This is a genomic window from Flavonifractor sp. An112, assembly GCF_904377885.1.
GTDB lineage: Bacteria > Bacillota > Clostridia > Oscillospirales > Oscillospiraceae > Flavonifractor > Flavonifractor avicola.
Window position 1 is genome coordinate 1 of sequence record NZ_CAJFGT010000004.1, and the last position, 25285, is coordinate 25285.

The window sequence follows — 25285 nt, forward strand, 5'->3', positions numbered from 1 at the left end:
CTCCTTGTACTCCTCGGTGATGGGCTTGCCGGTGGCGCCCAGCAGGTTCATGCGGGTCATGCCGTTGTTGCCCATGGCGGTGTGCAGGGGGTGATCCAGAGCCTGGCCGTCCATGGCCACGCACTTCACGCCGTGCTTCACGAACCACTTGCCGGCGTCAATGCCGGTGCCGATGGCGTAGTGATAGTAAGCCTTGGAGTCGTCGAACAGGCGGTGCATACCGGTGTTCAGGCACAGAACCTTGCCCTTCAGGGAGGCGGGATCCACGCCCCACTTCTTGCAGGCCTCGTCCAGGTGTTTGTCGGTGATCAGGGTCCAGGGCTCCACGTCCAGCTTCAGCACAACAGCCTCGCCGGTGTAGGCGTCGATGGGCATCTCGTGGGTGTAACGGGCGCGGCGGCCGTCAAACTCGTACTCCATGACGTGACGGGGAGCGTCGCAGTGGGTGCCGGTGTGCATGGTGCAGGTGATCTTGGAAGTCAGAACGCCGCCCTTGGCCATGGTGTGAGCGTTGGTGATTTCGGGCTTGTCGAAGTAGGGCCAGCGGGGGATCTCAGCGCTGAAGGGGTGGGTCAGATCAACATAAACTTTACCCATAACAGGTGCCTCCTTAAATAATATACAAATGCTTGTGGATAGGCCGGATGTCTTACTTGCCGTACAGCATCCGGATCAGGTACTCGTTCAGATCGGCGTTGGCCTTGGCCACCTGCTCGGGCGTCCACTTCTGGAAGCCCTCGCCGGTCTTGAAGCCGATCTTGCCTTCATCCCGCAGCTGCTTGAGCAGGGGAGAGGGCTTGTGGGAATCCTCCAGGTCCTGGAGGATGTAGTCGTGGATATTGTAGGTCAGGTCGGTGCCCACCATGTCGGCGTTCTCCATGGGGCCCAGCTGGGGCAGACGGAGGCCGAAGGAGTAGCGGACCGCCTCGTCCACGGTGGCGGCGTCGGCGATGCCGTTCTCCACGATGGAGATGGCCTCACGCCACAGGGCGTGCTGCATCCGGTTGGCGATGAAGCCGGGGACGTCCTTCTTGCACAGCACGGGCTTCTTACCCACGGAGCGCAGGACCTCCATGACAGTCTGAGCGGTCTCGTCGGAGGAAGCGTCGGACTTAACCACCTCCACCAGGGGGATCAGGTGGCCGGGGTTCCAGAAGTGGGTGCCCACGAAGCGCTCACGGTGCTTGAGCTCGGCGGAGATCTCGCTGGGGCTCATCACGGAGGAGTTGGTGCAGAAGATGGTGTCCTCGGCGCAGCGCTCTTCCAGCTTGGCGAAGGTCTCGCGCTTGATCTTCATGTCCTCGAACACGGCCTCGATGACGAAGTCGGCGTTCTTGACGATGTCGCTGTCGATGTCGGTGGTGAAGGAGATGCGGGAGAGCCGGTCAGAAAGCTCAGCCTCGGTGATGACGCCCTTCTCCACCAGCTGCTTGGTGTTGGTACGGATACCGGCCTCCACATCGGTGGGGTACAGGTCGTACATACCCACCTGGAAGTCGGGGTTGGAAGCGAACACGAAGCCGATGTTCTTGCCCATCATGCCCGCGCCGCAGATCAGGATATTCTTGATGTTCTTCATTGCGTTATGCCGTCCTTCCCGTCAAGCGGAAATTACACCACCAGGTAACCGCCGGAGCAGTCGCAGTTGCTGCCGGTGATGAAGTTGGAGGCGTCGGAGGACAGGAACAGAGCGTAGCCAACGAAGTCGTCGGGCTCGCCCAGGCGGCCGATGGGCTCGCGGTTCAGGAAGTTCTTGTACACGGCGGACTCGGGATCGAACATCCACTCGGTCAGGTCGGAGCGGAACACGGTGGGGCAGATGGAGTTGACGTTGATGTGGTACTTGGCGGACAGGTCGCAGGCCAGGCAGGAGACCATCAGGTCAGCGCCGCCCTTGGAGGTGCAGTAACCGGTGTAGCCGGCCATGCCGCGCTTGGAACGCTGAGAGGTCACGATGACCATCTTGCCGCGCTTGGTGTTGTCGGCCTCGTACTGAGCCACCATCTGATGAGCAACGTACTTGGTCACGATGTACACGCTCTTGCAGTCGGCGTCCATGATGTACTGCCAGTCGGCAACGGACTGATCCAGCACGTTCTGGGGCTTGTTGTAGCCGTGGGAAACAGCCAGGATGTCGATGCAGCCGTACTGAGCCACGCAGGCCTTCACCAGAGCGTCCACATCCTCTTCCTTGGCGGGGTCGGCCACGAAGTAAGCGCAGTCAATACCCTCGGCCTTGAACTCGTCCTCCAGAGCCTTCAGCTTGGCGTCGTTGCGGCCAGTCATGAAGACCTTGGCACCGGCGTAGCCGTAAGCCTTAGCCAGCACGCAGCCCAGAGCGCCGGTAGCGCCGGTGACCAGGGCCACCTTGTCCTTAACGGAGAACATATTCTCAACGAAATCCTTCTTCACGGGAACCATGATGATTTCCTCCTTATATCGAATGAGTGGTCAAATGTCTGTTCCGCAACCGGATCAGGCGTTGGGGTAGTTGATGATGACCAGCATACGGGCGGGCAGGTTGCTCTCGTTCTTCAGGCCACGGCCCTCGTTGGGGGGGAAGGAGATGGACTCGTTCTTGTGGATGACATACTTCTTGCCGTCCTTATCGGTGACAGTCATCTCGCCCTCCAGGACGTAGTAGACCTTCTCCAGCGGGTTGTCCTCGTAAGCCCACTCAGCACCGCCGCCGGGCAGGAAGGTGGAAACGCCAACCCAGAACTTCTCAGCACCGGTCTCTTCCTTGCCGTGAATACGCATGGCGACGCAGCCGAAGTGGCCGGCGGCCTCATAAGTCTTGAGCTCCTCAACAGTACGCTTAACCATTTGAAATCCGCTCCTTTAAATAAAATATTTCATGTTTTGGGATCTCTGCCAGGCCCTTTGGCCTAAGCACTTTGTCTGGTTATAGTGTAGCCACGACGCGGCTTTTGTGCAATACGCACAATTATGTAAGTAGGTAACTTGCGGGTTTGCACCCACCGAATGGTAAGTGTCGGAAAATTGTAAAATTGGACAAAAGGGGCGAGAATAAAATGTGCAAAAAAGCTAAAACGGATGACGGAATGATACGCTGTTGTTAAAGCTGCACAAATTCTTTGTTAAAATTTTGGCATACATAACGCGGAAGTCTGGACTGCTATCTTGTGGTGAACTGGCGGCTGTGTTATCATGATATCAGCGGAGCCAAACCGGCTCCCCTGCGTAAATCCGGGAAGAGAAAGAGGTAACTGCTTGTGTGGAACGATCATTTTGACACACCGACAAATCCCTACCACTATGTGCTGCACTGCATCGGCGGGAAGTGGAAGATGACCATCCTCCATGAGATCCACACCTACGGGAGCATTCGCTTTAACCAGACGTTGAAGGCTCTGCCCATTTCCGAGAAAGTGTTCAGCCAGCAGTTGAGGGAGCTGGTGGAGGCGGGACTGATCCGCCGTATCTCCTACGACACCATTCCGCCCAAGGTGGAGTATGTGCTCACCCCCAGTGGAGAGCAGCTCATCCCCGCGCTGGACGCTCTGTATATCTGGAGCATCCGGCAGATGGACGAACGGGGTATCCCCATCGACTCTGACGCCTTTGTGGTCCATACCTCCAGCAAATATACGCAGGAGCTCCAGGACATTATGGCGGCCAACGATTTTGACCCGGACCGGAAGCGCCAGGGGCGCGACCGGGGAGAGAATCGGGACTGAGCAGCCCCGACCAATTCACAAAGACCCTGCTGAAGCCGGCCTTTGCCGGGTTTCAGCAGGGTTTTGTTTCTCCAGGCCTGGGAGACGTTGCAATCGGGACCGGTTTGGGGTATCATATTCGCTAGAAAAAGATCCTGAGCGAAGGAGGCGCGTGATATGCGCGATGGATTTGTAAAAGTAGCTGCCGGCACCCCAAAAATCCGGGTGGCCGACTGCCGTTATAACGCGGAGCAGATCTTTACTCTGATGCGGGAGGCGGACAAGCAGGGCGTGAAGGTGCTGGCCCTGCCTGAGCTGTGCCTCACCGGCTATACCTGTGCCGATCTGTTTCTTCAGCCCACCCTGCTGAGAGGAGCGGAGGAGGGCCTGGCCACCATTCTGGAGGCCACCAAGAATCTGGATATGGTGGCGGCCATTGGTCTGCCCGTATGGAACAAATGGGACAACAAACTGTATAACTGCGCCGCTGTGATACAGAGCGGAGAGATTTTGGGCCTGGTGCCCAAGACCTGCCTGCCCAACTACGGAGAGTTCTATGAGGGGCGGTGGTTCGCCTCCGGGGCCGGGGTGGAGACCAGAATTCCCCTGTGCGGCCAGGAGGTCTCCCTGTCCAACAACGATCTGTTTGCCTGCGCGGATATGCCCAATCTGGTCATTGGCGTGGAGATCTGCGAGGACCTGTGGGCCCCTGAGCCCCCCTCCATCCGCCTGGCCCGGGCGGGGGCTACCATTATCCTGAACCTGTCGGCCTCCAACGAGCTGGCAGGAAAGGCGGCCTACCGCCGGGGGCTGGTGTCCGGCCAGAGCGGCCGGCTGGTATGCGGCTATGTATATGCCGACGCCGGGGAGGGGGAGTCCACCACCGACCTGGTCTTTGCCGGCCACAACATTGTGGCGGAGAACGGCGCCATCCTGGCCGAGCGCCGGTTTGCCACCGGCCTCACCATCAGCGAGATCGACGTGGACCGGCTGGTCTACGAGCGCCAGCGGATGAATACCTATCGGGCCGATGCCTCCCAGGAGTGCTGGCGGATGTCCTTTGACATGGATCTGTCGGATACCCATCTCACCCGGCCCGTGTCCCCCACCCCCTTCGTGCCCCAGGACCAGAGCGACCGGGCGGAGCGGTGCAACGAGATCCTGTACACCGCCGCCCTGGGCCTGAAGAAGCGGCTGGAGCACACCCACGCCAAGACGGCGGTAGTGGGCCTGTCCGGCGGCCTGGACTCAACCTTGGCGGTGCTCATCACCGCGGTGTCCATGGAGATGCTGGACCGGCCTGCCAGCGATATCATTGCGGTGACCATGCCCTGCTTCGGTACCACCGACCGCACCAAGTCCAACGCGGTGCTGCTGGCCGAGCGGCTGGGCTGCACCCTCAAAACCATCGATATTGGGGAGGCGGTGCGCCGCCACTTCAAGGACATCGGCCAGTCCATGGAGGACCACGACGTCACCTTTGAGAACGGCCAGGCCAGAGAGCGTACCCAGGTGCTGATGGACATTGCCAATCAGACGGGCGGCCTGGTCATCGGCACCGGCGACCTCTCCGAGCTGGCCCTGGGCTGGTGTACCTACAACGGCGACCACATGAGCAACTACGCCGTCAACGCCGGTATCCCCAAGACTCTGGTGCGCCATCTGGTCAGCTTTATCTCCGACGACAAGGAGGCGGAGGACCCCCAGCTGTCCACCGTGCTGGCCGATATTCTGGATACCCCTGTGTCCCCCGAGCTGCTCCCCGCCATCGAGGGGCAGATCGCCCAAAAGACCGAGGATCTGGTGGGGCCCTATGAGCTCCACGACTTCTACCTCTACTACGCCATCCGCTGGGGCTTCGGGCCCCGGAAGGTACTGCGGCTGGCGGAGCAGGCCATGGGTAAGCGCTATGACCGGGCTACCCTCCTCAAGTGGCTGAAGAACTTCTACCGCCGGTTCTTTGCCCAGCAGTTCAAGCGCTCCTGCCTGCCCGACGGCCCCAAGGTGGGCTCGGTGGCCCTGTCGCCCCGGGGCGACTGGAGAATGCCTTCCGACGCGGTGGCATCCCTGTGGCTGGAGGAACTGGAGGGGCTGGAATAACGTGAACCTCTACTTCGATCTGTTCTGGACCTTCGCCAAAATCGGCGTGTGTACCTTCGGCGGAGGCTACGCCATGCTGCCCATCCTCCAGCGGGAGCTGGTGGAGAAGCGGGACTGGACCACCGAGGCGGAGCTGTCCGACTACTTTGCCATCGGTCAGTGTACCCCCGGCATTATCGCCGTCAACACGGCCACCTTTGTGGGCCATAAATTGAAGGGCCCGGTGGGAGGTGTAGTGGCCACCCTGGGACTGGTGTTTCCCTGCCTGGTCATCATCATGCTCATTGCGGCATTTCTTCAGAATTTTGCCGAGCTGCCGGCGGTGATCCATGCCTTCAATGGCGTGCGGGCCTGCGTGTGCGCCCTCATCCTGTCCAGCGTGCTCAAGCTGCGCAAGAGCACCGTGGTGGATGTGCCCACTGTGATCATCTTTGTGGTGGTGGCCGTTCTGGCGGTGGTGGGCAACTTTGTCACCTTCCCTGCCGGCACCGCGCTGGCGGTAGTGATGGGCTTTGTGACCTCCCCCATCGTGCTGGTGGTACTGGCCGGGGTGACCGGACTGTGCGTCCGGGCTGCCAAGGGAGGGCTGAAAGCATGATCTACCTTCGGCTGTTCTTTGAGTTTTTCAAGGCGGGCCTGTTCGCCATTGGCGGTGGCCTGGCCACCATTCCCTTCCTCACCGACATCGGTGCCCGCACAGGCTGGTTTACCGCCGGAGATCTGGCCAATATGATCGCCATTTCTGAGTCCACCCCTGGCCCCATGGGGGTGAACATGGCCACCTATGTGGGATTACACACCGGCGGTGTTTTGGGGGGCATCATCGCCACCCTGGGGCTGGTGTGTCCCTCCATCATCGTCATTCTCATCATTGCCGGATTTTTGAAAAAATTCCGGGAGAGCCGTGGGGTGGACGCGGTGTTTTACGGCATCCGCCCCGCCTCCACCGCCCTCATTACGGCGGCCCTGGTGGAGGTGTGCGCCATTGCCCTGGTGAATACCGGCGCGGCCTTCGGGACGGCGGACTTCTTCCACTGGAAGGGCATTGTTCTGGCGGCAGCGGTCTTTGTCTGCCTCCAGGTAAAGCCTCTGAAAAAGCTGCACCCCATTGTGTTTATCGCCGCCTCCGCGGTGATCGGTGTTGTGTTCCAATTCTAAAGAAGCGGGGGCTGTTGCACCCTGGTGCAGCAGCTCCCGCTTTTTATAGGAGAAATGATATGCGTATTGCCAATGTTGTGTCCGACTCCATTGTGGACGGTCCCGGCCTGCGGTTTACCGTCTTTACCCAGGGCTGTCCCCACCACTGTCCCGGCTGCCACAATCCGGAGACTCACGATCCCGCAGGGGGCCGGGAGGCCACGGTAGCGGAGCTGGCGGAGCAGATGCTGTCCAATCCCCTGACCGATGGGCTCACCCTCTCCGGCGGGGAGCCCTTTGACCAGGCGGGGGAGTGCGCCGCCCTGGCGGCCCGGGCCAGAGAAAATGGCCTCAATGTGTGGGCTTACACCGGTTATCGCTACGAAACCCTGCTGGAGCAGGGCGCGCCGGATGTGCTGGCTCTGCTGGAGCAGGTGGACGTGCTGGTGGATGGGCCCTTTGTGGAAAATCTCAAGTCCTACGACGCTTTGTTCCGGGGTAGCACCAACCAGCGGCTCATCGACGTGCCCAAAAGCCGGGAGGCGGGGACGGTAGTGCTGTGGAGCCGGCCCGATCCGCTGGCCCACTTCACCCGGCCGGAGAGCTGAAAAGAGAGGGAATTGTTATGACACAGGAGATCGATCTGGAGACCTGGGCCCGAAAGGAACACTATGCCTTTTTCGCCCCCATGTCCCACCCCTTTTACAGCCTGACCTTCCCGGTGGATGTGACGGCGCTCCGGCGGCGGTGCAAGCAGGAGGGACTGTCCTTTTACTCCGCTATGGTCTTTGGGGTGACCAAGGCCATGGAGGGGGTGGAGGCATTCCTCTACAAGGACCGCAACGGCAGGATCGTGCGCCATGACCGGCTGGTGCCCAGCTTCACCGACCTGAAGGAGGGGAGCGATCTCTTCCACATTGTCACCCTGGAGGCGGGGGAGGATCTGGCCGACTTCTGCTGCCGGGCCAAGGCCGCCTCGGCGGCCCAGACGGAATTCATCACCGCCGGGCCCTGGGCGGAGGATGAACTGATCTACTTTACCTGTCTGCCCTGGTTTCCCATTACTGCCCTGACCAACGAGCGGGATGTGGTGCCCTGGGATTCGGTGCCCCGGGTAAGCTGGGGCCGCTGGGAGGAGCGGGGGGACAGGACCCTGCTTAGCCTCAGTCTGGAACTGAACCACCGCCTGCTGGACGGCGTCCATGTGGGACGCTTCCATCAGGCCCTCTGTGATTGGATGGAGACGCTATGACCTTATCGGATTTCCGGGCCCGCTGGGCGGGCCATATGCCTGGCATACAGGACGTCAAGCAGCAGTACGCGGTGCTGGTGCCTCTGGTGGATGGGCCGGAGGGGCCCAGCCTGCTCTTTGAAGTGCGGGCCAGCACATTGGCCCATCAGCCGGGGGAGGTATGTTTTCCTGGCGGACGAGTGGAGCCGGGGGAGAATCCCCAGGACTGCGCCCTGCGGGAGACCTTTGAGGAGCTGGCAATTCCGCCCCATGAGGTGGAGACTATTGCCCCCCTGGACCGGCTGGTGCAGCAGGGCAAATTCGTCATGCATCCTTTCCTGGGGATCGTGAGTCCGGCGGGAATGGCCGCCATGGCCCCCAGCCCCGCCGAGGTGGACAGCACCTTTCTGGTGCCGGTAGCCTGGCTCCGGGACCACCCGCCCCAGGTCTACTCCTATGAGCTCAAGCCCCAGGTGGCGGAAGATTTCCCCTATGACAGCATTGGCTTTCCCCGGGGCTACCGCTGGCGCAGCGGAGAGACCACCGTGCCTGTCTACGCCTGGCCGGACCGGCCCATCTGGGGCCTCACCGGCCGCATCGTCCGCCACCTGATGGAGGAAATGGCATGAGAGCGCCGGAGCAGCTGGGGCCTTACCGCTATGAGCAGTCGGATACCTGCTTTCCCCTGGGGCAGGACAGTCTGGCCCTGGCCTCCTTCGCCACCCTGCGGCGGGGAGATCGGGTGTGCGACCTGGGCTGCGGCGCGGGAGCCCTGCTCCTGCTGCTGGCGGCCAGGCAATCCACATTGACCCTGTCCGGTGTGGAGATCTCCCCCGAGGACAGCGCTCTGACCCGCAAAAATCTGGCGGAAAACGGTCTGACAGGGGAAATTTACACCGGCGATGTACGCCAGGTGTGCAAAACGTTGCCTGCGGGAGGCTTCTCTCTTGTGATCTCCAACCCGCCCTATTTCAAGGCGGGCAGCGGGGGAGACGGAGGAGGCGCCCGCATGGAGGCGGCCTCTGTAACCGACTGGTGCGCCGCCGCCGGACGGCTGGTGAAAAACGGCGGGCGGTTTGCTCTGGTCCACCGGCCGGAACGGCTGGCGGAGCTCTTTGCCGCCCTGCAGGGCGGCGGCCTGGAGCCCAAGCGGCTCCAACTGATCCAGCATGACACCGACACGCCCCCCTCTGCCGTCCTGGTGGAGGCGGTGCGCCAGGGCAGGCCGGGACTGGAGGTCCTGCCCACACTACTGATGAACCGGAGGTAATTCTATGGCCGGCATTTTATATCTGGTACCCACCCCCATCGGCAATTTGGGGGACATTTCCCAGCGCATCGCGGACACTCTGGAGTCGGTGGACTTTATTGCTGCCGAGGACACCCGGGTGACCCTCAAGCTGCTCAACCACCTGGGGCTGAAAAAGCCCCTCATCTCCTACTACCGCCACAACACCGAGGCGGGGGGACAGGCGGTGCTGGGCCGCCTGCTGGCGGGGGAGAGCTGCGCCCTGGTTACCGACGCGGGCACCCCGGCGGTGTCCGACCCCGGCGAGGACCTGGTGCGGCTGTGCGCCCAGAGCGGGGTGGAGGTGGTGGCCATTCCCGGTCCCTGCGCTCTCATCACCGCTCTGTCGGTGTCCGGCCTGCCCACCGGCCGCTTTACCTTTGAGGGCTTTCTGGCCATGAACAAGAAAAACCGCCGCGCCCACCTGGAGGAGCTCCGGCAGGAACAGCGGACCATGATTTTCTATGAAGCCCCCCATAAGCTGAATGCCACCCTGGCCGACCTGGCGGAGGTGTTTGGACCGGACCGGCGGATCTCCCTGTGCCGGGAGCTGACCAAGCTCCACGAGGAGGTGCGCCGCACCACCCTGGGGGAGGCGGTGGCCTGGTATGAGGAAAACCCGCCCCGGGGAGAGTTTGTCCTGGTGGTGGAGGGGGCGGCGGAGAGCGCCAAAGAGACCCCCACCCTGGAGCAGGGCCTGGAGCGGGTGGCCCAGCTGCGGGCCGAAGGGCTGTCCCTGAAGGATGCCGCCCGGCAGGCCGCCAAGGAGACCGGTTTGCCTAAGAATGAGCTGTACGGCAGGGCGATGAATGAAAAAACACCGTTATGCTAATGAGAGGAATTGAATATTACAAAACGTATTTTTTGAACACGTTCCAAAAATGCTGAAACAGCAAAAAAACGGTCGAATCGCCGGGAAAACAGGGAAAAAGATGGGAAAAAACAGCACAAAATTGCAGGAATCTTTTAACCTGTGTTAATTGTATAATTATTAACAGTAATGGAAAAAGAAAGGGACTCCCCGGCGAAAACGCCAGAGGAGTCCCTTTTTCTTTCAACTCGGATTACTTCAGCTGAAGCTCACGAATGCAGTTGGTGCAGACGTTCTTGCCCTTGAAGTTGATGACATCCTTTGCATCATCGCAGAAAATGCAGGCAGGCTGATACTTTTTCAGCACAATGGAAGCGCCGTCCACATAGATCTCCAGAGAGTCCTTCTCTGCGATATCCAGTGTGCGGCGGAGCTCGATGGGCAGAACGATGCGGCCCAATTCATCTACTTTACGTACGATCCCGGTTGACTTCATAAATGCTACTTCCTTTCCCTATTAGCTTCCAATTATTCCCTTCATTAACTAGAAACTGACACAATTATAACACAACGTATTGTTCTGTCAAGCAATGTTACAAAAACTTCATATATTATCTGCCATTTTTCGCCTTGGAATTGGGTATCTTTTCCGAAGCTGGATCGTATAGATAGTCTGAACTGGAAATTTGGACAGGGAAAGGGGCGGACAGCCATGGCAATGGCGGCGATCTGGACGGGCATGGTGGTGATTTCCATCCTGTGTGGGCTGGCCACGGGGAACGGTCCGGCGGTGGGAGCGGCGGCTCTGGAGGGAGCCGGGGCGGCGGTGGATCTCTGTCTGGCCATGGCGGGGGTGCTCTGCCTGTGGATGGGAGTTATGGAGATCATGAAGCGCTCCGGCCTGTCGGCGGGTCTGTCCCGGCTGCTGCGCCCGCTGCTGGGGCGGCTCTATCCGGAGTTTGCCCGGGACCGGGAGGTAATGGATTGTATTTCCGCCAATGTGTCGGCCAATCTGCTGGGGCTGGGCAATGCGGCCACTCCTTTGGGCATTCAGGCCGCCCAGAAGATGAGCCGCCGCAGGCCGGGGGTGGCCTGCGACGGGATGTGTATGCTGGTGGTGTGCAACACCGCCTCCATCCAGCTGATCCCCACCACTGTGGCAGGGGTGCGGCTGGCCGCAGGATGTGAGACCCCTTTTGATATTCTGCCGGCGGTGTGGCTGGCCTCCGCCATTTCGGTATGCGTGGGCATCCTGGCGGCCAAGGTGCTGGCCCGGCTGTGGAGGGACTGAGCATGGATACCTTTTTTACCATGCTGGTGCCCCTCATCATTGGAGTGGTGGCCCTGTGGGGTATGGCCCGGAAGGTGGACGTCTACAGCGCCCTGCTCTCGGGGGCCGGGGAGGGGCTGAGCGTGCTCATCCGCATTGTTCCGGCTCTGGTTGGGCTGTTGACGGCGGTCTATATGCTGCGGGCGTCGGGAGCGTTGGAACTGGCCGCCCAGGCGCTGGCCCCCCTGCTTACTGCCGTGGGCATCCCGCCGGAGACGGTGGGCCTGATGCTGGTGCGGCCGGTGAGCGGCTCTGCTGCCCTGGGCGTGGGAGCGGAGCTGATCTCTACCTATGGACCCGACTCGGAGATTGGCCGCACTGCCGCCGTGATGCTGGGGTCGACCGAAACTACCTTTTATACCATCGCCGTGTACTTCGGGGCGGCGGGCATCGTCAAAACCCGCTATGCCGTCCCCGCCGCTCTGTGCGCCGACCTGGCGGGCTTTCTGGCTGCCGCCTGGGCGGTGCGGCTGATCTTCTGAGACAAAAAACCGGGACCCGCTGCTTGAGCAGCGGGTCCCGGCCTGTTTACAGGGAAAAATCTTCGTCTTTCAGTTTATCCAGATTGAGCGTCACCGGCGGGGTAGGTACCCGCTTCAGCGGATCATACCGGAAGGCCCGGCAGCTGCCCCCAGGGGAGACCACACCCTTCTTGACGCAGAGGATCTGCTCCTCGTCCAGCTGAGTGCCCCGTTGACAGTAGCAGCAGCGGGGTTCGATATCCTTTTGGAACAGCATGGAATCCCTCCTGTCCTTGTATAAATTCAGTACCTATCATTATACCACGGGCTTGCGGCGTTTGCCAAGGCTTTTTCGTGAACCCAGGGCTGCCGCCAGCAGAAAGCCCAGAAAGATCATCCAGGTGGCCAGGATGGAGGCGGTGAGGGCGCCGTGAAACTCCATACCGGCGATGCCGGCCACCTGATCGGCCAGGTAATTGGAGACGGGGGCGTTGAGGGGGACAAAACGGACTAATACCCCGATGAAAAGGGCGGACAGACCGCCGTGGAGCAGTTTGCCTACCAGGTAGGTGCCCACCGAAAGACCGCTGCCCCCGATGAAGGAGAGCACCTGACAGTGGACCGAGATACCTGCCCAGCCCAGCATAAAGGCGGCCATGGCCAACCGGCTGCTGAGGGCGCCGCCCTCCGACAGGGTGGACACCCCGGAGGAGATCTCCAGCGCGCCGGTGAGCAGCCGCTGGGCCCATTCCGGCGTCAGGCCGAAGGGAGCCAGCACGGTGCCCAGAACCTGGGCCAGACCGGGCAGGAAGCCGGAGCGGATAAGCAGCTGGATGACCACCGTAAAGAACACCACAAAGGCGCAGATATTTAAGGTAGAGAGAAAGGCGCTTTTCACCGAGCTGGTGAAGGCAGTGGAAAAGCGCTGGGCCTGAAACTGGGGCGCGGGACGGGTGGATTTTCCTCTGCCGCTGTCCTCGCCGGCCTTGTAGAAGCGGAAGAGCAGCCCCACACATACCGAGGCCAGGGCATGAGCCAGGTAGAGGAGGACTCCCACCGTACTGCTGGCGAAGATGCCTGCGCCCACCACGCCCAGGATAAAAGCGGGGCCGGAGTTGTTGCAGAAGGCCAGCAGCCGCTCCGCCTCGGTGCGGGTACACATCCCTTTCTCATAGAGGCTGATGGCGGTCTTGGCCCCTACCGGATAGCCCCCCACAAAACCCAGGGCAAAGGCGGAGGCGCAGGCTCCGCTGACGTGGAACAGAGGGCGCATGATCCCCTCCAGCAGCCGGCCCAGGTAGCGGGCCAGGCCCAGCTCCACCACCAGGGAGGAGAGCACAAAAAAGGGAAAGAGCGAGGGGATGATCACGTTGTAGCACAGCTGGAGGCCGGTGCGGGCCGCCTCCATGGAGGGCTTGGGGTAGAGCATCAGCGCCAATGTGGCGCACAACAGAACAAGACCCAGAATCAGATCGCGGACTCTGGCTTTGGACAGCAGCCGGGACATGGCACACACCTCCTTCACAGATGGGTATGCGCCATGGGGCCAAAAGTTGCCTGTCCTCCTCAGCCGGTGCGGAACACATGGCTGAAGAGGGTGTAATCCTGCTCCAGTTTGGTCAGCAGGCGGTAGGAGCCCCGGTGGAGGGTCCAGTCAATGACCACGCCCCGGAAATGGCGGAGCAGAAAATCGGCGGTCCACTCCGCCGACCAGCCGGGCAGCAGTCCGCCCTCCGCCTCCGCCTGGGCCAGGCAGCCGGCCATAGCCCGGAGGGTGAACCGGCTGGAGTCCATGGAGGAAGTGTCGTCGGGGGCGTCCAGACGCCGTTGATAGTACCGGGCCACCAGCTCCCAGCCCAGGTTTTCCAAAAATTCCGCATAGTTGGTCATGAGCCGCCACAGGCGGCGGGCGGGGGGATCGTCCTCATGACCCGCCAGGCACTGCTCCAGATAGGTGTCCAGGGGGGCGAAACCCCGGGAGAGCAGATCCTCCTTGGAGCGGAAGTGGTGATAGAATGCTCCGGTGGTGATGCCCGCCTGCTGGCAGATCTCCCGGATGGATACCTTGTCAAAGCTCTGCTTTCGGGACAGATCCATGGCGGCCTGCAAAATGGCCTGTTCGGTCTGCCTGGCCTGCTCTTTTCTGCGGGTCCGATAGTCCTCCATTGGCTTCCACCTCTTGACAGCAGCGGCTCTTTGCCGCTATAATTTAAGTAGTCACATAACGACGTTATGTCAGTTTCGCAATATTGATTATAGGGTAGGATGATCAACTTGTCAAACGTACAGAAGATCGCGCTGCTTACCGATTCCACCGCCGACCTGTCCCCTGCGCTGCGGGCGGATAAGCCCATCTATACGGTGCCCCTGAAGATCGTCTGCGACGACGGAGAATACTCCGACGGAGTGGACATCTTTGCCAAGGATGTGTATAACCGCCTCCATCGGGGAGAGCTGCCCCGCACCTCTCTGCCCGACGGCGGCAGCATCAGCGACACCCTGGACCGCATCAAGGCCGACGGCTATGAAAAGGTGCTGGCCGTCATGCTTTCCTCCGGGCTGTCGGGCACCTATAATATGGTGCGCCTCCAGGCGGAGACCCGGAAGGACCTGGACATCGCCGTGTTCGACTCCAAAAGCGGCTCCCTGGGTATGGGGATCATGGTGCTCCAGCTGTGGGAGGACATTCTGGCCGGGATGGACTGGGACACTTTGGTGAGCCACCGGGTACCCAAGCTGATCGAAAATACCTTCCCCTTCTTCTCGGTGGACACCCTGGAGTATCTCAGCAAGGGCGGGCGGATTGGAAAGGTGGCCGCCTTTGCCGGTACCCTGCTGAGCATCAAGCCGGTGATTTCCTTCGCCACCGACGGCCAGCTTCAGAGCGTGGCCAAGGTGCGGGGCCGCCGGCAGGTTCAGGACAAGATCCTGGAACTGATGGAACAGCACATCCGGCCCGGCGTCCGGTACAACCTGGGCATTGCCAACGGCGGCGCGCCCGAGGAGATGGCGGAATTTGCCGTCCGGATGAAGGAGCGCTTCCCCGACGCTGTGCATATGTGGGAGGGCGAGATTGACGCCACCCTCAGCGTGTACATCGGCGACGGTGTGCTGGGGGGCGGCATCCAGATTCTGGAGGATTGACAAGTACAAAAAAGCCTGCTGCTGCGGCAGCAGGCTTTTTTTATGGTTTTCAGGCCTGGTCCGGGGGTCCCAGGCGCTTGTGGATGTCCCGGCGGAGCAAGGTGTAGATCACCGAGGCGATGGGTACGCTGATGAGCACACCCACCAGGCCCAGCAGGCTGCCGCCCACGGTAACGGCGGCCAGCACCCAGATGCCGGGCAGTCCCAGGGAGGTGCCCACCACCCGGGGATAGATCACATTGCCCTCCACCTGCTGGAGGATGATGAGAAAAATCACGAAAATAAAGGCCTTCAGCGGGGAGACCATCAGCAGCAGGATGGCGGATACGATGGCGCCGATGTAGGCGCCCGCCACCGGGATGAGGGCGGAGGCTCCCACCGTGACGCCGATGAGGGGGGCGTAATCCGGCTGGATAAAGAGCATTCCCAGGGAACACAGGCTGCCCAGGATACAGGCCTCGATACATTGACCGGTAACAAATTTGGTGAAGGTGGCGGCGGTGAGGGAGACCACGTCCGAGATGGGGCCGGCCACCTTGGCGGGAACATAGGCCTTCAGCAGCCGCCGGCACTGGCCCAGCAGTTTGTCCCGGCCGGAAAGCATATAGATGGAAAAGACCAGGGCCAGCACGCCGGTGACCAGAATGGAGACCAGACCGGTGGTGAACTCCACCAGCCGGGGACCCAGGTTGGACAGGATGTTCAGGGCGTTTTTGAGCACACCCTCCAGGGTGGTGTTCAGGCTGGACAGGTCCAGCTGCTCGATGTCCAGGTGCAGGTATTCCAGCAGCTGGTTGATGGAGTTCTGGGCGTTGGTGATGTAGCCGCCCAGATTGAGCACAAAGGTCTGGATGCTCTCCACCAGCTTGGGCAGCACGAAGGAGAACAACGCCACGATCAGGAGGATGAGGGCCAGATAGGCGGTAAGCACCGCCAGCGGGCGGGCGGCCCCCCGGGCGGGTGTTTTGTCCAGCCCCCGGCTGTACAGCCGGTAAAAGAACTGACAGGGCCGGTTGAGGATAAAGGCCAGACAGAAGCCGATGATCAGCGGCTTAAAGACCGCCAGTAAAGTGCCCAGCACACCGCCGATCACATCCAGACGGGCCAGGACCATAACCAGCAGGACTGCGTATGTAATAATGAGCAGGATACTGCGGAAGAGTTTCTTATCCATGTGAGACCTCGATTTCTTTACAGGAACTGGTGCCTCCACTATAGCACCCCCGCCGCATACCGTCAACGGGAAAGCAGGATCTTTAAGAAAATTTAATTAGTGGCCGAATTAAATGCGGCCGGAAGATTTTGCTTGACAAACAAAGTGAGATTTCGTATAATCTAGTAAACAGATAGGAATTAAGTAGATTCCGGAAAGGAGCCACCGATGTCTGAAAAATTTGTCTACGCCGATCATGCGGCTACTACAGCCGTTACCGATACCGCTCTTGCCGCCATGCTGCCCCACTTTACCCGGGATTATGGCAATCCCTCCAGCCTGTATCGCTTTGCCCAGGAGGGCAAGACCCATCTGGAGGAAGCCCGGGCTCAGGTGGCCGCCTGCCTGAACGCAAAGCCGGAAGAAGTCTATTTTACCTCCGGCGGCACCGAGGCCGATAACTGGGCCCTGCGGGGGGTGGCCGAACTGATGGCCCTCAAGGGCAAAAAGACCGGCCATATCATCACTACCGCCATTGAACACCACGCCATTCTCCACACTGCCCAGTGGTTGGAGAAGCAGGGCTATGAGGTGACCTACCTGCCGGTGGACGGGGACGGTCTGGTGGACCCCGCCAACCTGGAACAGGCCATCCGGCCGGATACCATCCTGATCTCCGTCATGGCCGCCAACAATGAGATCGGTACCATCCAGCCCATTGCGGAGATCGGCGCCATTGCCAGAGCCCATAAGGTGCTGTTCCACACCGACGCCGTCCAGGCGGTGGGCCACATCCCGGTGGATGTGGAGGCGTGGAACGTGGACCTGCTCTCCCTGTCCGGCCATAAGTTCGGCGGACCCAAGGGGATCGGGGCCCTGTATATGAGAAAGCCCCTCCGGCTGCCCGCCCTCATCCAGGGCGGCGGACAGGAGAAGGGCCGCCGCTCCGGCACCGAGAACGTGCCCGGCGCGGTGGGTATGGCCGCCGCTTTGAAGGAGGCGGTGGACCATCTGCCTCAGGAGTCGGCCCGGCTGGCCGCTCTGCGGGACAAGCTCATCGCCGGCCTGTCCGTACTGCCCTATACCCGCCTCACCGGCCATCCGGTGAAGCGGCTGCCCGGCACCGCCTCTTTTGTCTTTGAAGGTGTGGAAGGTGAGGCCCTGTTGCTCCATCTGGACGCCAAGGGGATCTGTGCCTCCTCCGGTTCGGCCTGCTCCTCCGCCTCTCTGGACCCCTCCCATGTGCTGCTGTCCATCGGACTGCCTCACGCCATCGCCCACGGGTCCCTGCGGCTCTCCCTGGGAGCGGAGAATACCGAGGAGGACGTGGATTATATCCTGAAAGAAGTGCCCGCCGTGGTAGCCTACCTGCGGGAGATGTCCCCGGTGTGGGACAAGGAAGCCCAGAAACCCACCTGGGAACTGTAATTGGAAAGGAGCAACTACAATGCTGTATTCAGATAAAGTAATGGACCATTTTGAGCATCCCCGCAACGTGGGGGAGATCGAGAACGCCGACGGGGTGGGCCAGGTGGGCAACCCCAAGTGCGGCGACATCATGAAGATGTATCTGAAGATCGACGGCGACGTTATTACCGACGTGAAGTTCAAGACCTTCGGCTGCGGTTCCGCCATCGCTACCTCTTCTATGGCCACCGAGATGATCAAGGGCAAGACCATTGCCGAGGCCATGACCCTTACCAATGCCGCCGTGGCTGAGGCCCTGGACGGGCTGCCCGCCCACAAGATGCACTGTTCCGTGCTGGCGGAGGAGGCCATCAAGGCGGCTCTGGCCGACTACTATCAGAAGAAGGGGGAGCCGGTGCCCGAGTTCCTTAAACTGCCCTGCGACTGTGAGGAGGGGCACTGCTGCTCCTCCTGCGGATAACGAAAACGTCCTGCCGTGAAAACGGCAGGACGTTTTTGCTATGCGGGCGAAGGAAGCTGGGGCTCCGTCTCCGCCTTGGGCGGGGGAGCCAGCTGGAAGGTGACGGTGGCCTTAAACAGATCGCCGTCAATGCTCAGATCGAACTGGCCGTGCTGCAGTTCGGTGAGGCTGCGGGCAATGGACAGCCCCAGGCCGGAGCCGTCGGTGGTGCGGGAGGTGTCCCCACGGACAAAGCGCTCCATCAGCTGCTCGGGGGGGATGTTGAGCTGCTGCCGGGAGATGTTTTTCACCGCGAATACGGCGCTGTTATCCCGGCGGGTGATCTCCAGATAGACCCGGGTGCCCTCCAGGGCGTACTTGTTGCAGTTGGACAGCAGGTTGTCGATGACCCGCCACAGGTGGTGGCCATCCGCCATGATCCACACCTCTTCCTCCGGGTAGAGGGTGACCACCGCCAGATTACTCTGGGCAAATCGCTCCTCAAATTCTCCCAGGGCCTGCTGGACCAGCTGCACCATGCCCAGCCGCTCCAGATGGACGGGCAGGGTGCCGGTGGAGGCTTTGGAGGCCTCCACCAGATCCTCGGTCAGCTTTTTCAGCCGCTGGCTTTTCCGGGTGAGTACCTCAATATAGGATTGGACCTGGGGGTTGTCAATGGGCTGCTTCTTCAGCAGGTCCACATAGTTGATAATGGAGGTCAGGGGGGTTTTCAGGTCGTGGGATACGTTGGTGATGAGCTCCGCCCGGAAACGTTCGCTGCGGATGCGCTCATCCACTGCCTGGCTAATGGTGCCGCCCAGGTCGTTGAGCTGCTTGGCGTGCTGGGCCAGGTCGTGGTACAGGCCCCTGGTGTCGATCTTAAAGCTGGGATCTGCGCCCAGAATGTGGTCGGTGCCCTGGCGGACCCGGTGCCACTGGATGGCCCACCGGCACAGCAGCCACAGCACCAGGCCCTGGTAGACAGGAACAAGCACTATGGTGAGGGCGGTGAGGTAGGTACCCACCAGATAGAGCAGAAAGAGCACGATGACCCGCCCGGTCAGGGGCCAGCTGTGGGCGGCGTTGCGGATCGCCCGGCCCAGTACCTGGATCAGCCGCCAAACAAGGGTGTTGGTCCACAGGGTTTTGGTGCGGATGCGGGTCGTAAGGGTGAGCAGGGAGGAGAGCAGACACAGACCCACCCCGCTGGAGACGAGGGCCAGCCCCACCACCACATCGGTGGACGGGCCGTTGGAGTTAAGGGCCACTGCCATGGGATCGCCGCCGGTCAGCAGCAGGATGATGACCCAGAGTTCCAGCAGCACCAGCAGGTCCAGAGGAATACGGTCAAACCGGCTGGGGACGATATCCTCTCTGCCGGGACGGCGTCCCACCACCCGGCACAAAAAGACACAGGTCAGCACACAGGATACATCCAGCACCACGGTGAGCACCGCCAGAGCGGGCAGATACCGGGCATATTCGCTGAAATCCTGAGAGCTGTCCCAGAACTCGTCGTGGACCGACAGGGGATAGGCCACGCCGTATTCAATGGCCAGATCCATATAGAGCAGGCGGCTGTCCTGGGCCTGGTTGTAGTCCCAGGAGTTTCCGTTAAAGGTGTAGCCGTATTGAGCTGCCAGGGCGGCGTCGGTAGGGGTGAGCAGCTGCTCGGTGCCGTTGTCCAGCACCACATAGAGCAGATAAAACTGCTTTTCTCCGTTCCATACAAAGTAATCCTTCCGGCGCTCGCCGCCGTCGTTGTAGGTGACGTCAATGGAATCCCGCAGGACGGTATGGACGCTGCTCTCCACCGTTTTTCCGTCCTCCAGATTGGAGTAGACCAGCGCGCCGCTGTCATTGCGCCGGATGGTAAAGCAGAAATTGGTGCGCTCGCTGTCCAGCGCATATTCCAGGTCGCTGAGGCGCTGCTGGTCCAGGTAGGACAGCGGAGCCTCCCAGGCCTGATACTGGAGCAATCGGGCCAGTTCTTCCACCTGCACCATGCGGTTGCTCATGTATTGGGCGCAGGAGTTGCTGGAGTAGTAGCCTACGCCGGTCCACAGGGTGTCCCACTGGGAGAGGATAAACAGGGTGGCCCAGAAGCCCCCAACGCCGGTGCCCAGGGCCAGAAGGAAGGCGATCGCCTTCACCGCCAGCCGGGTCCCCAGTTTTTTCATGGTGTTTCCCCCTCCTTTTGAATGGGTCAAAGCTTTTCCATCTTGTAGCCAAGCCCCCACACCACTTTAATGTATCTGGGGTTGGCCGGATCGATCTCGATTTTTTCTCTCAGGTGACGGATATGGACTGCCACGGTGTTCTCCGAACCCAGGGAGGGATCGTTCCATACCAGTTCGTAAATCTGGCTGGTGGAAAAGACCCGGCCGGGATTTTTCAGCAGCAGAAGGAGAATATTGTATTCCAGGGGAGTCAGGTTCACCTGGTCCCCATCCACGGTGACCGACTTGGCGCTGTCGTCCAGGACAATGCCGCCGTTGGTGAGCAGTTGAGTGTTTTCGCTGGTGCCGCTTTTGCCGCCCAGGCTGGTATACCGCCGCAGCTGGCTCTTCACCCGGGCGATGACCTCGATGGGGTTGAAGGGCTTTGTGATGTAGTCGTCGGCGCCGATGTTCAGCCCCAGAACCTTGTCGGCATCCTCACTTTTGGCGGTGAGCAGGATAATGGGAACATTGAACTTTTCCCGCAGCTTGGCGGTAGCCCGGATGCCGTCCAGGCCGGGCATCATGATGTCCATCAGGATCAGGTCCACCGGCTGGGCCTCGGCTGCCTTGATGGCCTCCAGTCCGTCGTAGGCCTTGACGGTGCGGTAACCTTCGCTGGTCAGGTAGATGTCCAGGGCGGAAACAATGTCGCGGTCGTCATCACAGACGAGAATGGTATACATAGGCTCACCTCGTATGCTGTAAAGAATAGCAGACGTCTTTTAAGGGCGGAACGGGAATTTGTTTAAAAAGCCTTTAAGAGCGTCTGGTCTGATGCGTGTTATATCTCATTGTACCTCCAACCACCGGTAAAAGCAAATGCAGGGGTAAATGGCCTCTTCTTCTTTTTCAACGAAGAGGAAAAAACTGTGAAAAATGGTATCGTGACGTAAAAAAGACTTGCGGATTGGGAGACGGACGGATATAATGATGAATAAACGCATATTGCGGCGTCCCTGCCGTGCCGTGAAGCGGCCGGCGGGGCTCGCCGTCTTTTTATGGCTGGGGAAGGAGGCAGGCAACGATGGTGCTCCGGATGGAGGAAGGCGACGCCTGGGCGCTGCTGGCCCGTCTGATCAGGGAGAACTTTGGCCGGACGGAACTGCCCCGGGTGGCCCGCATGGAGTCGGGGAAGCCCTGGTTTCCGGATGTGCCCGGCCTGCACTTCAACTTGAGCCACAGCGGCGGCCTGGCCCTGTGCGGGGCAGGTGAGGCTCCGCTGGGGGTGGATGTAGAGCGGGTGCGGCCCCGGCGGGCAGGATTGGCCCGTTATGTCCTCTCGGAGAAGGAATTTGCCTGGTTCCAGGACCGGGGGGGAGACTGGGGAAGCCTGTATACCCTGTGGACCCTGAAGGAGGCCAAGGTCAAGTGCCTGGGGACCGGCCTGCGTCAAGCGCCCCGGACCATTGGCGTGCCTCTGCTGGAGCCGGGACAGACGGGGGAACAAGACGGCCTGCGCTTTGGGGCCTACGCCGGTCCGGACTGGCGGGCGGCGGTGTGTACCGCTGGAAAAGAGCCCCTGCCCCGGCAGGTCTGGGCGGGAAAGTGACAATCTGTTTCTTTTTCTTAATATCTTTTTAAGAAACAGGCTCTGATTTTCTAAAAGAACACCCGCTATACTTGACCATGAGAAAGAGTATCGTGAGGAGGGAGCAGCGTGAATATCCTGATCGTAACGGGTAAGTTCGGCATGGGCCACTGGTCGGCCTCCATGTCCCTGCGTCAGCAGCTGCTGCGGGCTTTCCCGGAAGCACAGGTGGAGGTCATGGACCTGATCGCCTATACCAACCACAACTCCGAGTCCATGTACAAGTGGTTCAATGTCCTGGTGACCCGGGGCAGCGGACTGTTCAACCTTTATTATAAGTTTACCCAGAACAAGGATTCCGACGAACGGCCCCTGAATGATGAGCAGTGCCCCGACCGGGTGGAGGAGCTCTTCGAGCGCAAGCGGCCCGATGTGATCATCGCCACTCATCCCATCTGTGCCCGCATTGTGGCCCGCTGGAAGAAGGAGACGGGGAGCAGCCTGCCCATGGTGACCTGCGTCACCGACCTGACCAGCCATTCCGAGTGGATCCACCGGGTTACCGACTGCTATCTGGTGGGTACCGAGGAGATCAGGGAGCGGCTGGCGGCCAAGGGGGTCAACCGGGACATCATCTATGTCACCGGTATTCCCGTCCGGGCGGAGTTCAAGCTGCCCGTCCACCGGGGCGACCGAAAGGAACGCAACCTGCTCATTATGGGCGGCGGCCTGGGCATGATGCCCCGGAAGGATTCCTTCTATGAGGCGCTGGACACCATGCCCGGCGTACATACCACCATCATTACCGGCCGCAACCAGAAGCTGTACGACCGGCTGGTCAACAAATATGAGAACATCCGGGTGATCGGCTTTACCGACCGGGTCTATGAATATATGGCCTGGGCCGACCTGGTGCTCACCAAGCCCGGCGGCATCACCATGTTTGAGAGCATTTTCTCCGAGCTGCCCATTCTGGCCTGGGAGCCCTTCCTGGAGCAGGAGAAGAACAACGCCCGTTTCCTGGTGAAGCGGGGACTGGGCCGTGTGGCGGCCAAGGAGCCCGACGAGTGCCTGACCGCCATTCGGGAACTGATTTATGACGACTATACGCTGGCGGATATGTCGGCTAAAATGCACGCATTGAAAGAACAGCTGGAGCAGGAGAGCCTGACCCATATCCTGGCCCGGCTCACTGCGGGAAAAGGGGTGTGCGCCTGATGGACAAACGGAAGAGCTTGGTCGGTATCGGGCTGATCCTGGCTCTCATGGCCTTTACCGGCTATATGCTGCTCCGGGATATGTCCTTCTCGCGGCTGGCCAGCACCCTGCGGCAGCTCAATCCGCTGTGGCTGCTGATGGGGCTGGGTATGATGTTTGTGTTTGTGGGCAGCGAGGCCCTGTGTTCCAGGATCGTTTTGGGGCGTCTGGGCCATAAGGTGCGCTACCGCCGCTGTCTGGGTTATTCCTTTGTGGGCTTTTATGTCAGTTCCATTACCCCCTCCTCTACTGGCGGTCAGCCGGCCCAGGTCTACTATATGTCCAAGGACAATATCCCGGCGGCCCACGGCGCGCTGAATATGATGCTCATCGCGGTGTGTTATCAGGCGGTGGTCATCGTCTATGCTCTGGCGGCGGCCCTGACCCACTTTTATCTGGTGCAGAATCTGGGGAGCGGTCTGGGACTGCTGCTGCTCTACGGTGTGGTGGTCAACGGAAGCCTGACGGTGGGAATGCTCTCCCTCATGTTCCTGCCCAACGCTGCCCGCAAGCTCACCGGCGGCGTGCTCAAACTGCTGGTGAAGGTGCGCATCATCCGCAATGGGGACAAGGCCCGCCAGCGGCTGGAGAAGCAGATGGAAGAGTACCACAAGGGTGCCCAGTGCGTCAAACAGAATCCGGGCATGATGGTGGGCCTGGTGCTCATCACCATCGTCCAGCTCACCGCGCTCTTCTCCGTTCCTGTGGCGGTATATTACGCCTTCGGCCTGTCGGGCGCCAGTCCGCTGGAGATCATCGCCACCCAGGCGCTGGTGACCCTGGCGGTGGCCAATCTGCCGCTGCCCGGCGCCGTGGGCGCCTCTGAGGGCGGCTTTGTGACCGCCATGGCCCTCTTCTTCGGTTCCAGCCTGGTGACGCCTGCCGTGCTGGTGTCCCGGGGCATCAGCTTCTACTCCTTCCTGGTGATCAGCGCCATTGTCGCGCTGGCGGTCCATCTGCGGACCCGCCGCCAGCGGAGAATGGAGGATTCCACCCCTTACCCTAAGCAGGCCCGGGGGCCTATCGTGACCTGAAAAACGGCGTCCTATGGACGCCGTTTTTTCCTCTTGTGCCGCCGGGCCGGGTGCATTATAATCAGGGAGAAGAACAAAGGAGGCGGGATGATGTACTATTTGGGGATCGATCTGGGCGGCACCAACGTGGCTGCCGCTGTGGTGACTGAAAACGGTGAACTTTTGGGCAAGGTCAGTCTGCCAACCCCCCGGGGTGTGCCGGCGGAACAGGTAGCCGATCAGATGGCGGCAGCCTCCCGGGCGGCGGTGGAGCAGGTGGGCCTGTCCATGGATGATATTGAGTCGGTGGGCATTGGTTCCCCCGGTACCATTGAGCCTGATACCGGCGTGATCCGGTTCTGGTCCAACCTGGACTTTTCCAATGTGCCCCTCACCGCCCTGATGGAGGAGCGGCTGAACAAAAAGATCTACCTGGAGAACGACGCCAATGCCGCCGCTCTGGGCGAATTTGCCGCCGGCGCCGGCAAGGGCAGCCAGTCCATGATCGCCATTACCCTGGGTACCGGTGTGGGCGGCGGCGCTGTCCTCAACGGCAAGCTGTATACCGGCTTCAACTACGCCGGCATGGAAGTGGGCCACTTTGTCATTGAGCACGACGGCCGGCTGTGTACCTGCGGCCGGAAGGGCTGCTTTGAAGCCTACTGCTCCGCTACCGCCCTCATCAAACGGACCCGTGAGGTCATGGAGGAACACCCCGACTCCAAGCTGTGGGAGTTGGCGGGCACTCTGGAGGCGGTCAACGGCCGCACCCCCTTTGACGCCGCCGCCCTGGGCGACGCGGCCGCCGGAAAGGTCATCGATGAGTATGTGGATTACCTGGGCTGCGGTGTGGCCAGCCTGGTGAACATCTTCCAGCCGGAAGTGTTCTGCATCGGCGGTGGACCCTCCGCCCAGGGGGAGACGCTGATGGCTCCCGTGCGCTACATCCTGAATCGGGAGGACTACGCCCGCAACAGCGTCCACCGTACCCGGCTGGTGCGGGCGGCTCTGGGCAACGACGCCGGTATCATCGGCGCGGCCCTGCTGCCTCTTTTCCGATAAG

29 protein-coding genes are annotated in these 25285 nt (G+C 60.8%); 18 read left to right on the plus strand and 11 right to left on the minus strand.

Annotated elements, in window-relative coordinates:
* From IHN22_RS00915 to IHN22_RS00930, 4 genes are all read right to left on the minus strand, one after another.
* The coding region (locus IHN22_RS00915) for a cyclase family protein (RefSeq protein WP_191433079.1) at window positions 1-597 on the minus strand (597 nt) is incomplete at its 3' end.
* A 52-nt stretch (window positions 598-649) separates the two neighbouring features.
* Window positions 650-1579, minus strand: a complete 930-nt coding sequence (locus IHN22_RS00920; RefSeq protein ID WP_087187581.1) for a 3-hydroxyacyl-CoA dehydrogenase family protein — start codon at window positions 1577-1579, stop codon at window positions 650-652.
* Between the two features lie 32 nt (window positions 1580-1611).
* On the minus strand, window positions 1612-2421 hold the full coding sequence (locus IHN22_RS00925) for an SDR family NAD(P)-dependent oxidoreductase (protein ID WP_087187582.1): 810 nt from the start codon (window positions 2419-2421) through the stop codon (window positions 1612-1614).
* Window positions 2422-2475: 54 nt separating this feature from the next.
* On the minus strand, window positions 2476-2826 hold the full coding sequence (locus IHN22_RS00930) for a cupin domain-containing protein (protein WP_087187583.1): 351 nt from the start codon (window positions 2824-2826) through the stop codon (window positions 2476-2478).
* Between the two features lie 410 nt (window positions 2827-3236).
* Between IHN22_RS00930 and IHN22_RS00935 the strand changes: the two genes are divergently transcribed.
* The 9 genes from IHN22_RS00935 to rsmI all read left to right on the plus strand — a co-directional run bounded on the left by IHN22_RS00935 (window position 3237) and on the right by rsmI (window position 10268).
* Window positions 3237-3701 (plus strand): winged helix-turn-helix transcriptional regulator, encoded by a 465-nt coding sequence (locus tag IHN22_RS00935; protein ID WP_087388524.1) that lies wholly within the window; start codon window positions 3237-3239, stop codon window positions 3699-3701.
* A gap of 156 nt (window positions 3702-3857) precedes the next feature.
* Window positions 3858-5780 carry an NAD(+) synthase gene (locus IHN22_RS00940; RefSeq protein ID WP_191433080.1) on the plus strand — a complete coding sequence of 641 codons (1923 nt, stop codon included), beginning with the start codon at window positions 3858-3860 and terminating at the stop codon, window positions 5778-5780.
* Between the two features lies 1 nt (window position 5781).
* Window positions 5782-6378 carry a chromate transporter gene (locus IHN22_RS00945; protein WP_191433081.1) on the plus strand — a complete coding sequence of 199 codons (597 nt, stop codon included), beginning with the start codon at window positions 5782-5784 and terminating at the stop codon, window positions 6376-6378.
* On the plus strand, window positions 6375-6938 hold the full coding sequence (locus IHN22_RS00950) for a chromate transporter (protein WP_191433082.1): 564 nt from the start codon (window positions 6375-6377) through the stop codon (window positions 6936-6938). The genes IHN22_RS00945 and IHN22_RS00950 overlap by 4 nt, the downstream gene beginning before the upstream one ends.
* A gap of 59 nt (window positions 6939-6997) precedes the next feature.
* A complete protein-coding gene (gene nrdG, locus IHN22_RS00955; protein ID WP_087187588.1) occupies window positions 6998-7525 on the plus strand; it encodes an anaerobic ribonucleoside-triphosphate reductase activating protein in 528 nt (175 codons plus the stop codon).
* A 17-nt stretch (window positions 7526-7542) separates the two neighbouring features.
* Complete coding sequence (locus IHN22_RS00960; protein ID WP_191433083.1) at window positions 7543-8169, plus strand: CatA-like O-acetyltransferase; 627 nt, start codon at window positions 7543-7545, stop codon at window positions 8167-8169.
* Entirely contained in the window at window positions 8166-8777 is a 612-nt protein-coding gene (locus IHN22_RS00965) for an NUDIX hydrolase (protein WP_191433084.1), read from the plus strand. The genes IHN22_RS00960 and IHN22_RS00965 overlap by 4 nt, the downstream gene beginning before the upstream one ends.
* Entirely contained in the window at window positions 8774-9418 is a 645-nt protein-coding gene (locus IHN22_RS00970; protein ID WP_191433085.1) for a tRNA1(Val) (adenine(37)-N6)-methyltransferase, read from the plus strand. Before IHN22_RS00965 ends, IHN22_RS00970 begins: the two co-directional genes overlap by 4 nt.
* Window positions 9419-9422: 4 nt before the next feature.
* A complete protein-coding gene (gene rsmI / locus IHN22_RS00975) occupies window positions 9423-10268 on the plus strand; it encodes a 16S rRNA (cytidine(1402)-2'-O)-methyltransferase (RefSeq protein ID WP_191433086.1) in 846 nt (281 codons plus the stop codon).
* Between the two features lie 232 nt (window positions 10269-10500).
* Here rsmI and IHN22_RS00980 read toward each other — a convergent pair whose 3' ends face one another.
* Entirely contained in the window at window positions 10501-10743 is a 243-nt protein-coding gene (locus IHN22_RS00980; RefSeq protein WP_087187593.1) for an AbrB/MazE/SpoVT family DNA-binding domain-containing protein, read from the minus strand.
* A 216-nt stretch (window positions 10744-10959) separates the two neighbouring features.
* On the opposite strand from IHN22_RS00980, the gene IHN22_RS00985 reads away from it, so the two are divergent.
* Window positions 10960-11538 (plus strand): spore maturation protein A, encoded by a 579-nt coding sequence (locus IHN22_RS00985; RefSeq protein WP_087187594.1) that lies wholly within the window; start codon window positions 10960-10962, stop codon window positions 11536-11538.
* Between the two features lie 2 nt (window positions 11539-11540).
* Window positions 11541-12059, plus strand: coding sequence for a spore maturation protein (locus tag IHN22_RS00990; protein ID WP_087270552.1), 519 nt, complete (start codon window positions 11541-11543; stop codon window positions 12057-12059).
* Window positions 12060-12105: 46 nt separating this feature from the next.
* On the opposite strand, the gene IHN22_RS00995 is transcribed toward IHN22_RS00990, so the two are convergent.
* Genes IHN22_RS00995 through IHN22_RS01005 form a run of 3 tightly spaced genes read right to left on the minus strand, consistent with a single transcriptional unit; the run spans window position 12106 to window position 14204 of the window.
* A complete protein-coding gene (locus IHN22_RS00995) occupies window positions 12106-12315 on the minus strand; it encodes a hypothetical protein (RefSeq protein WP_087187596.1) in 210 nt (69 codons plus the stop codon).
* A 39-nt stretch (window positions 12316-12354) separates the two neighbouring features.
* Window positions 12355-13545, minus strand: coding sequence for a nucleoside recognition domain-containing protein (locus IHN22_RS01000; protein ID WP_191433087.1), 1191 nt, complete (start codon window positions 13543-13545; stop codon window positions 12355-12357).
* A 59-nt stretch (window positions 13546-13604) separates the two neighbouring features.
* Window positions 13605-14204 carry a TetR/AcrR family transcriptional regulator gene (locus IHN22_RS01005; RefSeq protein ID WP_087270558.1) on the minus strand — a complete coding sequence of 200 codons (600 nt, stop codon included), beginning with the start codon at window positions 14202-14204 and terminating at the stop codon, window positions 13605-13607.
* A gap of 99 nt (window positions 14205-14303) precedes the next feature.
* Between IHN22_RS01005 and IHN22_RS01010 the strand changes: the two genes are divergently transcribed.
* Window positions 14304-15182 carry a DegV family protein gene (locus IHN22_RS01010; RefSeq protein WP_191433088.1) on the plus strand — a complete coding sequence of 293 codons (879 nt, stop codon included), beginning with the start codon at window positions 14304-14306 and terminating at the stop codon, window positions 15180-15182.
* Between the two features lie 49 nt (window positions 15183-15231).
* Here the strand turns inward: IHN22_RS01010 and IHN22_RS01015 are convergent, their stop codons facing one another.
* Window positions 15232-16356 (minus strand): AI-2E family transporter, encoded by a 1125-nt coding sequence (locus tag IHN22_RS01015; protein WP_087270564.1) that lies wholly within the window; start codon window positions 16354-16356, stop codon window positions 15232-15234.
* 207 nt (window positions 16357-16563) lie between these two features.
* Between IHN22_RS01015 and nifS the strand changes: the two genes are divergently transcribed.
* Window positions 16564-17763, plus strand: coding sequence for a cysteine desulfurase NifS (gene nifS / locus IHN22_RS01020; RefSeq protein WP_191433089.1), 1200 nt, complete (start codon window positions 16564-16566; stop codon window positions 17761-17763).
* A gap of 19 nt (window positions 17764-17782) precedes the next feature.
* The gene (gene nifU / locus IHN22_RS01025) at window positions 17783-18223 is read left to right on the plus strand and encodes a Fe-S cluster assembly scaffold protein NifU (protein WP_191433090.1); all 441 of its coding nucleotides are present in this window, start codon (window positions 17783-17785) and stop codon (window positions 18221-18223) included.
* Between the two features lie 38 nt (window positions 18224-18261).
* On the opposite strand, the gene IHN22_RS01030 is transcribed toward nifU, so the two are convergent.
* The gene (locus IHN22_RS01030; RefSeq protein ID WP_191433091.1) at window positions 18262-20382 is read right to left on the minus strand and encodes a sensor histidine kinase; all 2121 of its coding nucleotides are present in this window, start codon (window positions 20380-20382) and stop codon (window positions 18262-18264) included.
* Between the two features lie 26 nt (window positions 20383-20408).
* The gene (locus tag IHN22_RS01035; protein WP_191433092.1) at window positions 20409-21107 is read right to left on the minus strand and encodes a response regulator transcription factor; all 699 of its coding nucleotides are present in this window, start codon (window positions 21105-21107) and stop codon (window positions 20409-20411) included.
* 341 nt (window positions 21108-21448) lie between these two features.
* On the opposite strand from IHN22_RS01035, the gene IHN22_RS01040 reads away from it, so the two are divergent.
* From IHN22_RS01040 to IHN22_RS01055, 4 genes are all read left to right on the plus strand, one after another.
* Window positions 21449-21973 carry a 4'-phosphopantetheinyl transferase family protein gene (locus tag IHN22_RS01040; RefSeq protein ID WP_300985272.1) on the plus strand — a complete coding sequence of 175 codons (525 nt, stop codon included), beginning with the start codon at window positions 21449-21451 and terminating at the stop codon, window positions 21971-21973.
* A 108-nt stretch (window positions 21974-22081) separates the two neighbouring features.
* The gene (locus IHN22_RS01045) at window positions 22082-23170 is read left to right on the plus strand and encodes an MGDG synthase family glycosyltransferase (protein WP_087187605.1); all 1089 of its coding nucleotides are present in this window, start codon (window positions 22082-22084) and stop codon (window positions 23168-23170) included.
* The gene (locus tag IHN22_RS01050; protein ID WP_087187606.1) at window positions 23170-24243 is read left to right on the plus strand and encodes a lysylphosphatidylglycerol synthase transmembrane domain-containing protein; all 1074 of its coding nucleotides are present in this window, start codon (window positions 23170-23172) and stop codon (window positions 24241-24243) included. Before IHN22_RS01045 ends, IHN22_RS01050 begins: the two co-directional genes overlap by 1 nt.
* A gap of 90 nt (window positions 24244-24333) precedes the next feature.
* On the plus strand, window positions 24334-25284 hold the full coding sequence (locus IHN22_RS01055; protein WP_087187607.1) for an ROK family protein: 951 nt from the start codon (window positions 24334-24336) through the stop codon (window positions 25282-25284).
* Window position 25285 lies beyond the last annotated feature (1 nt).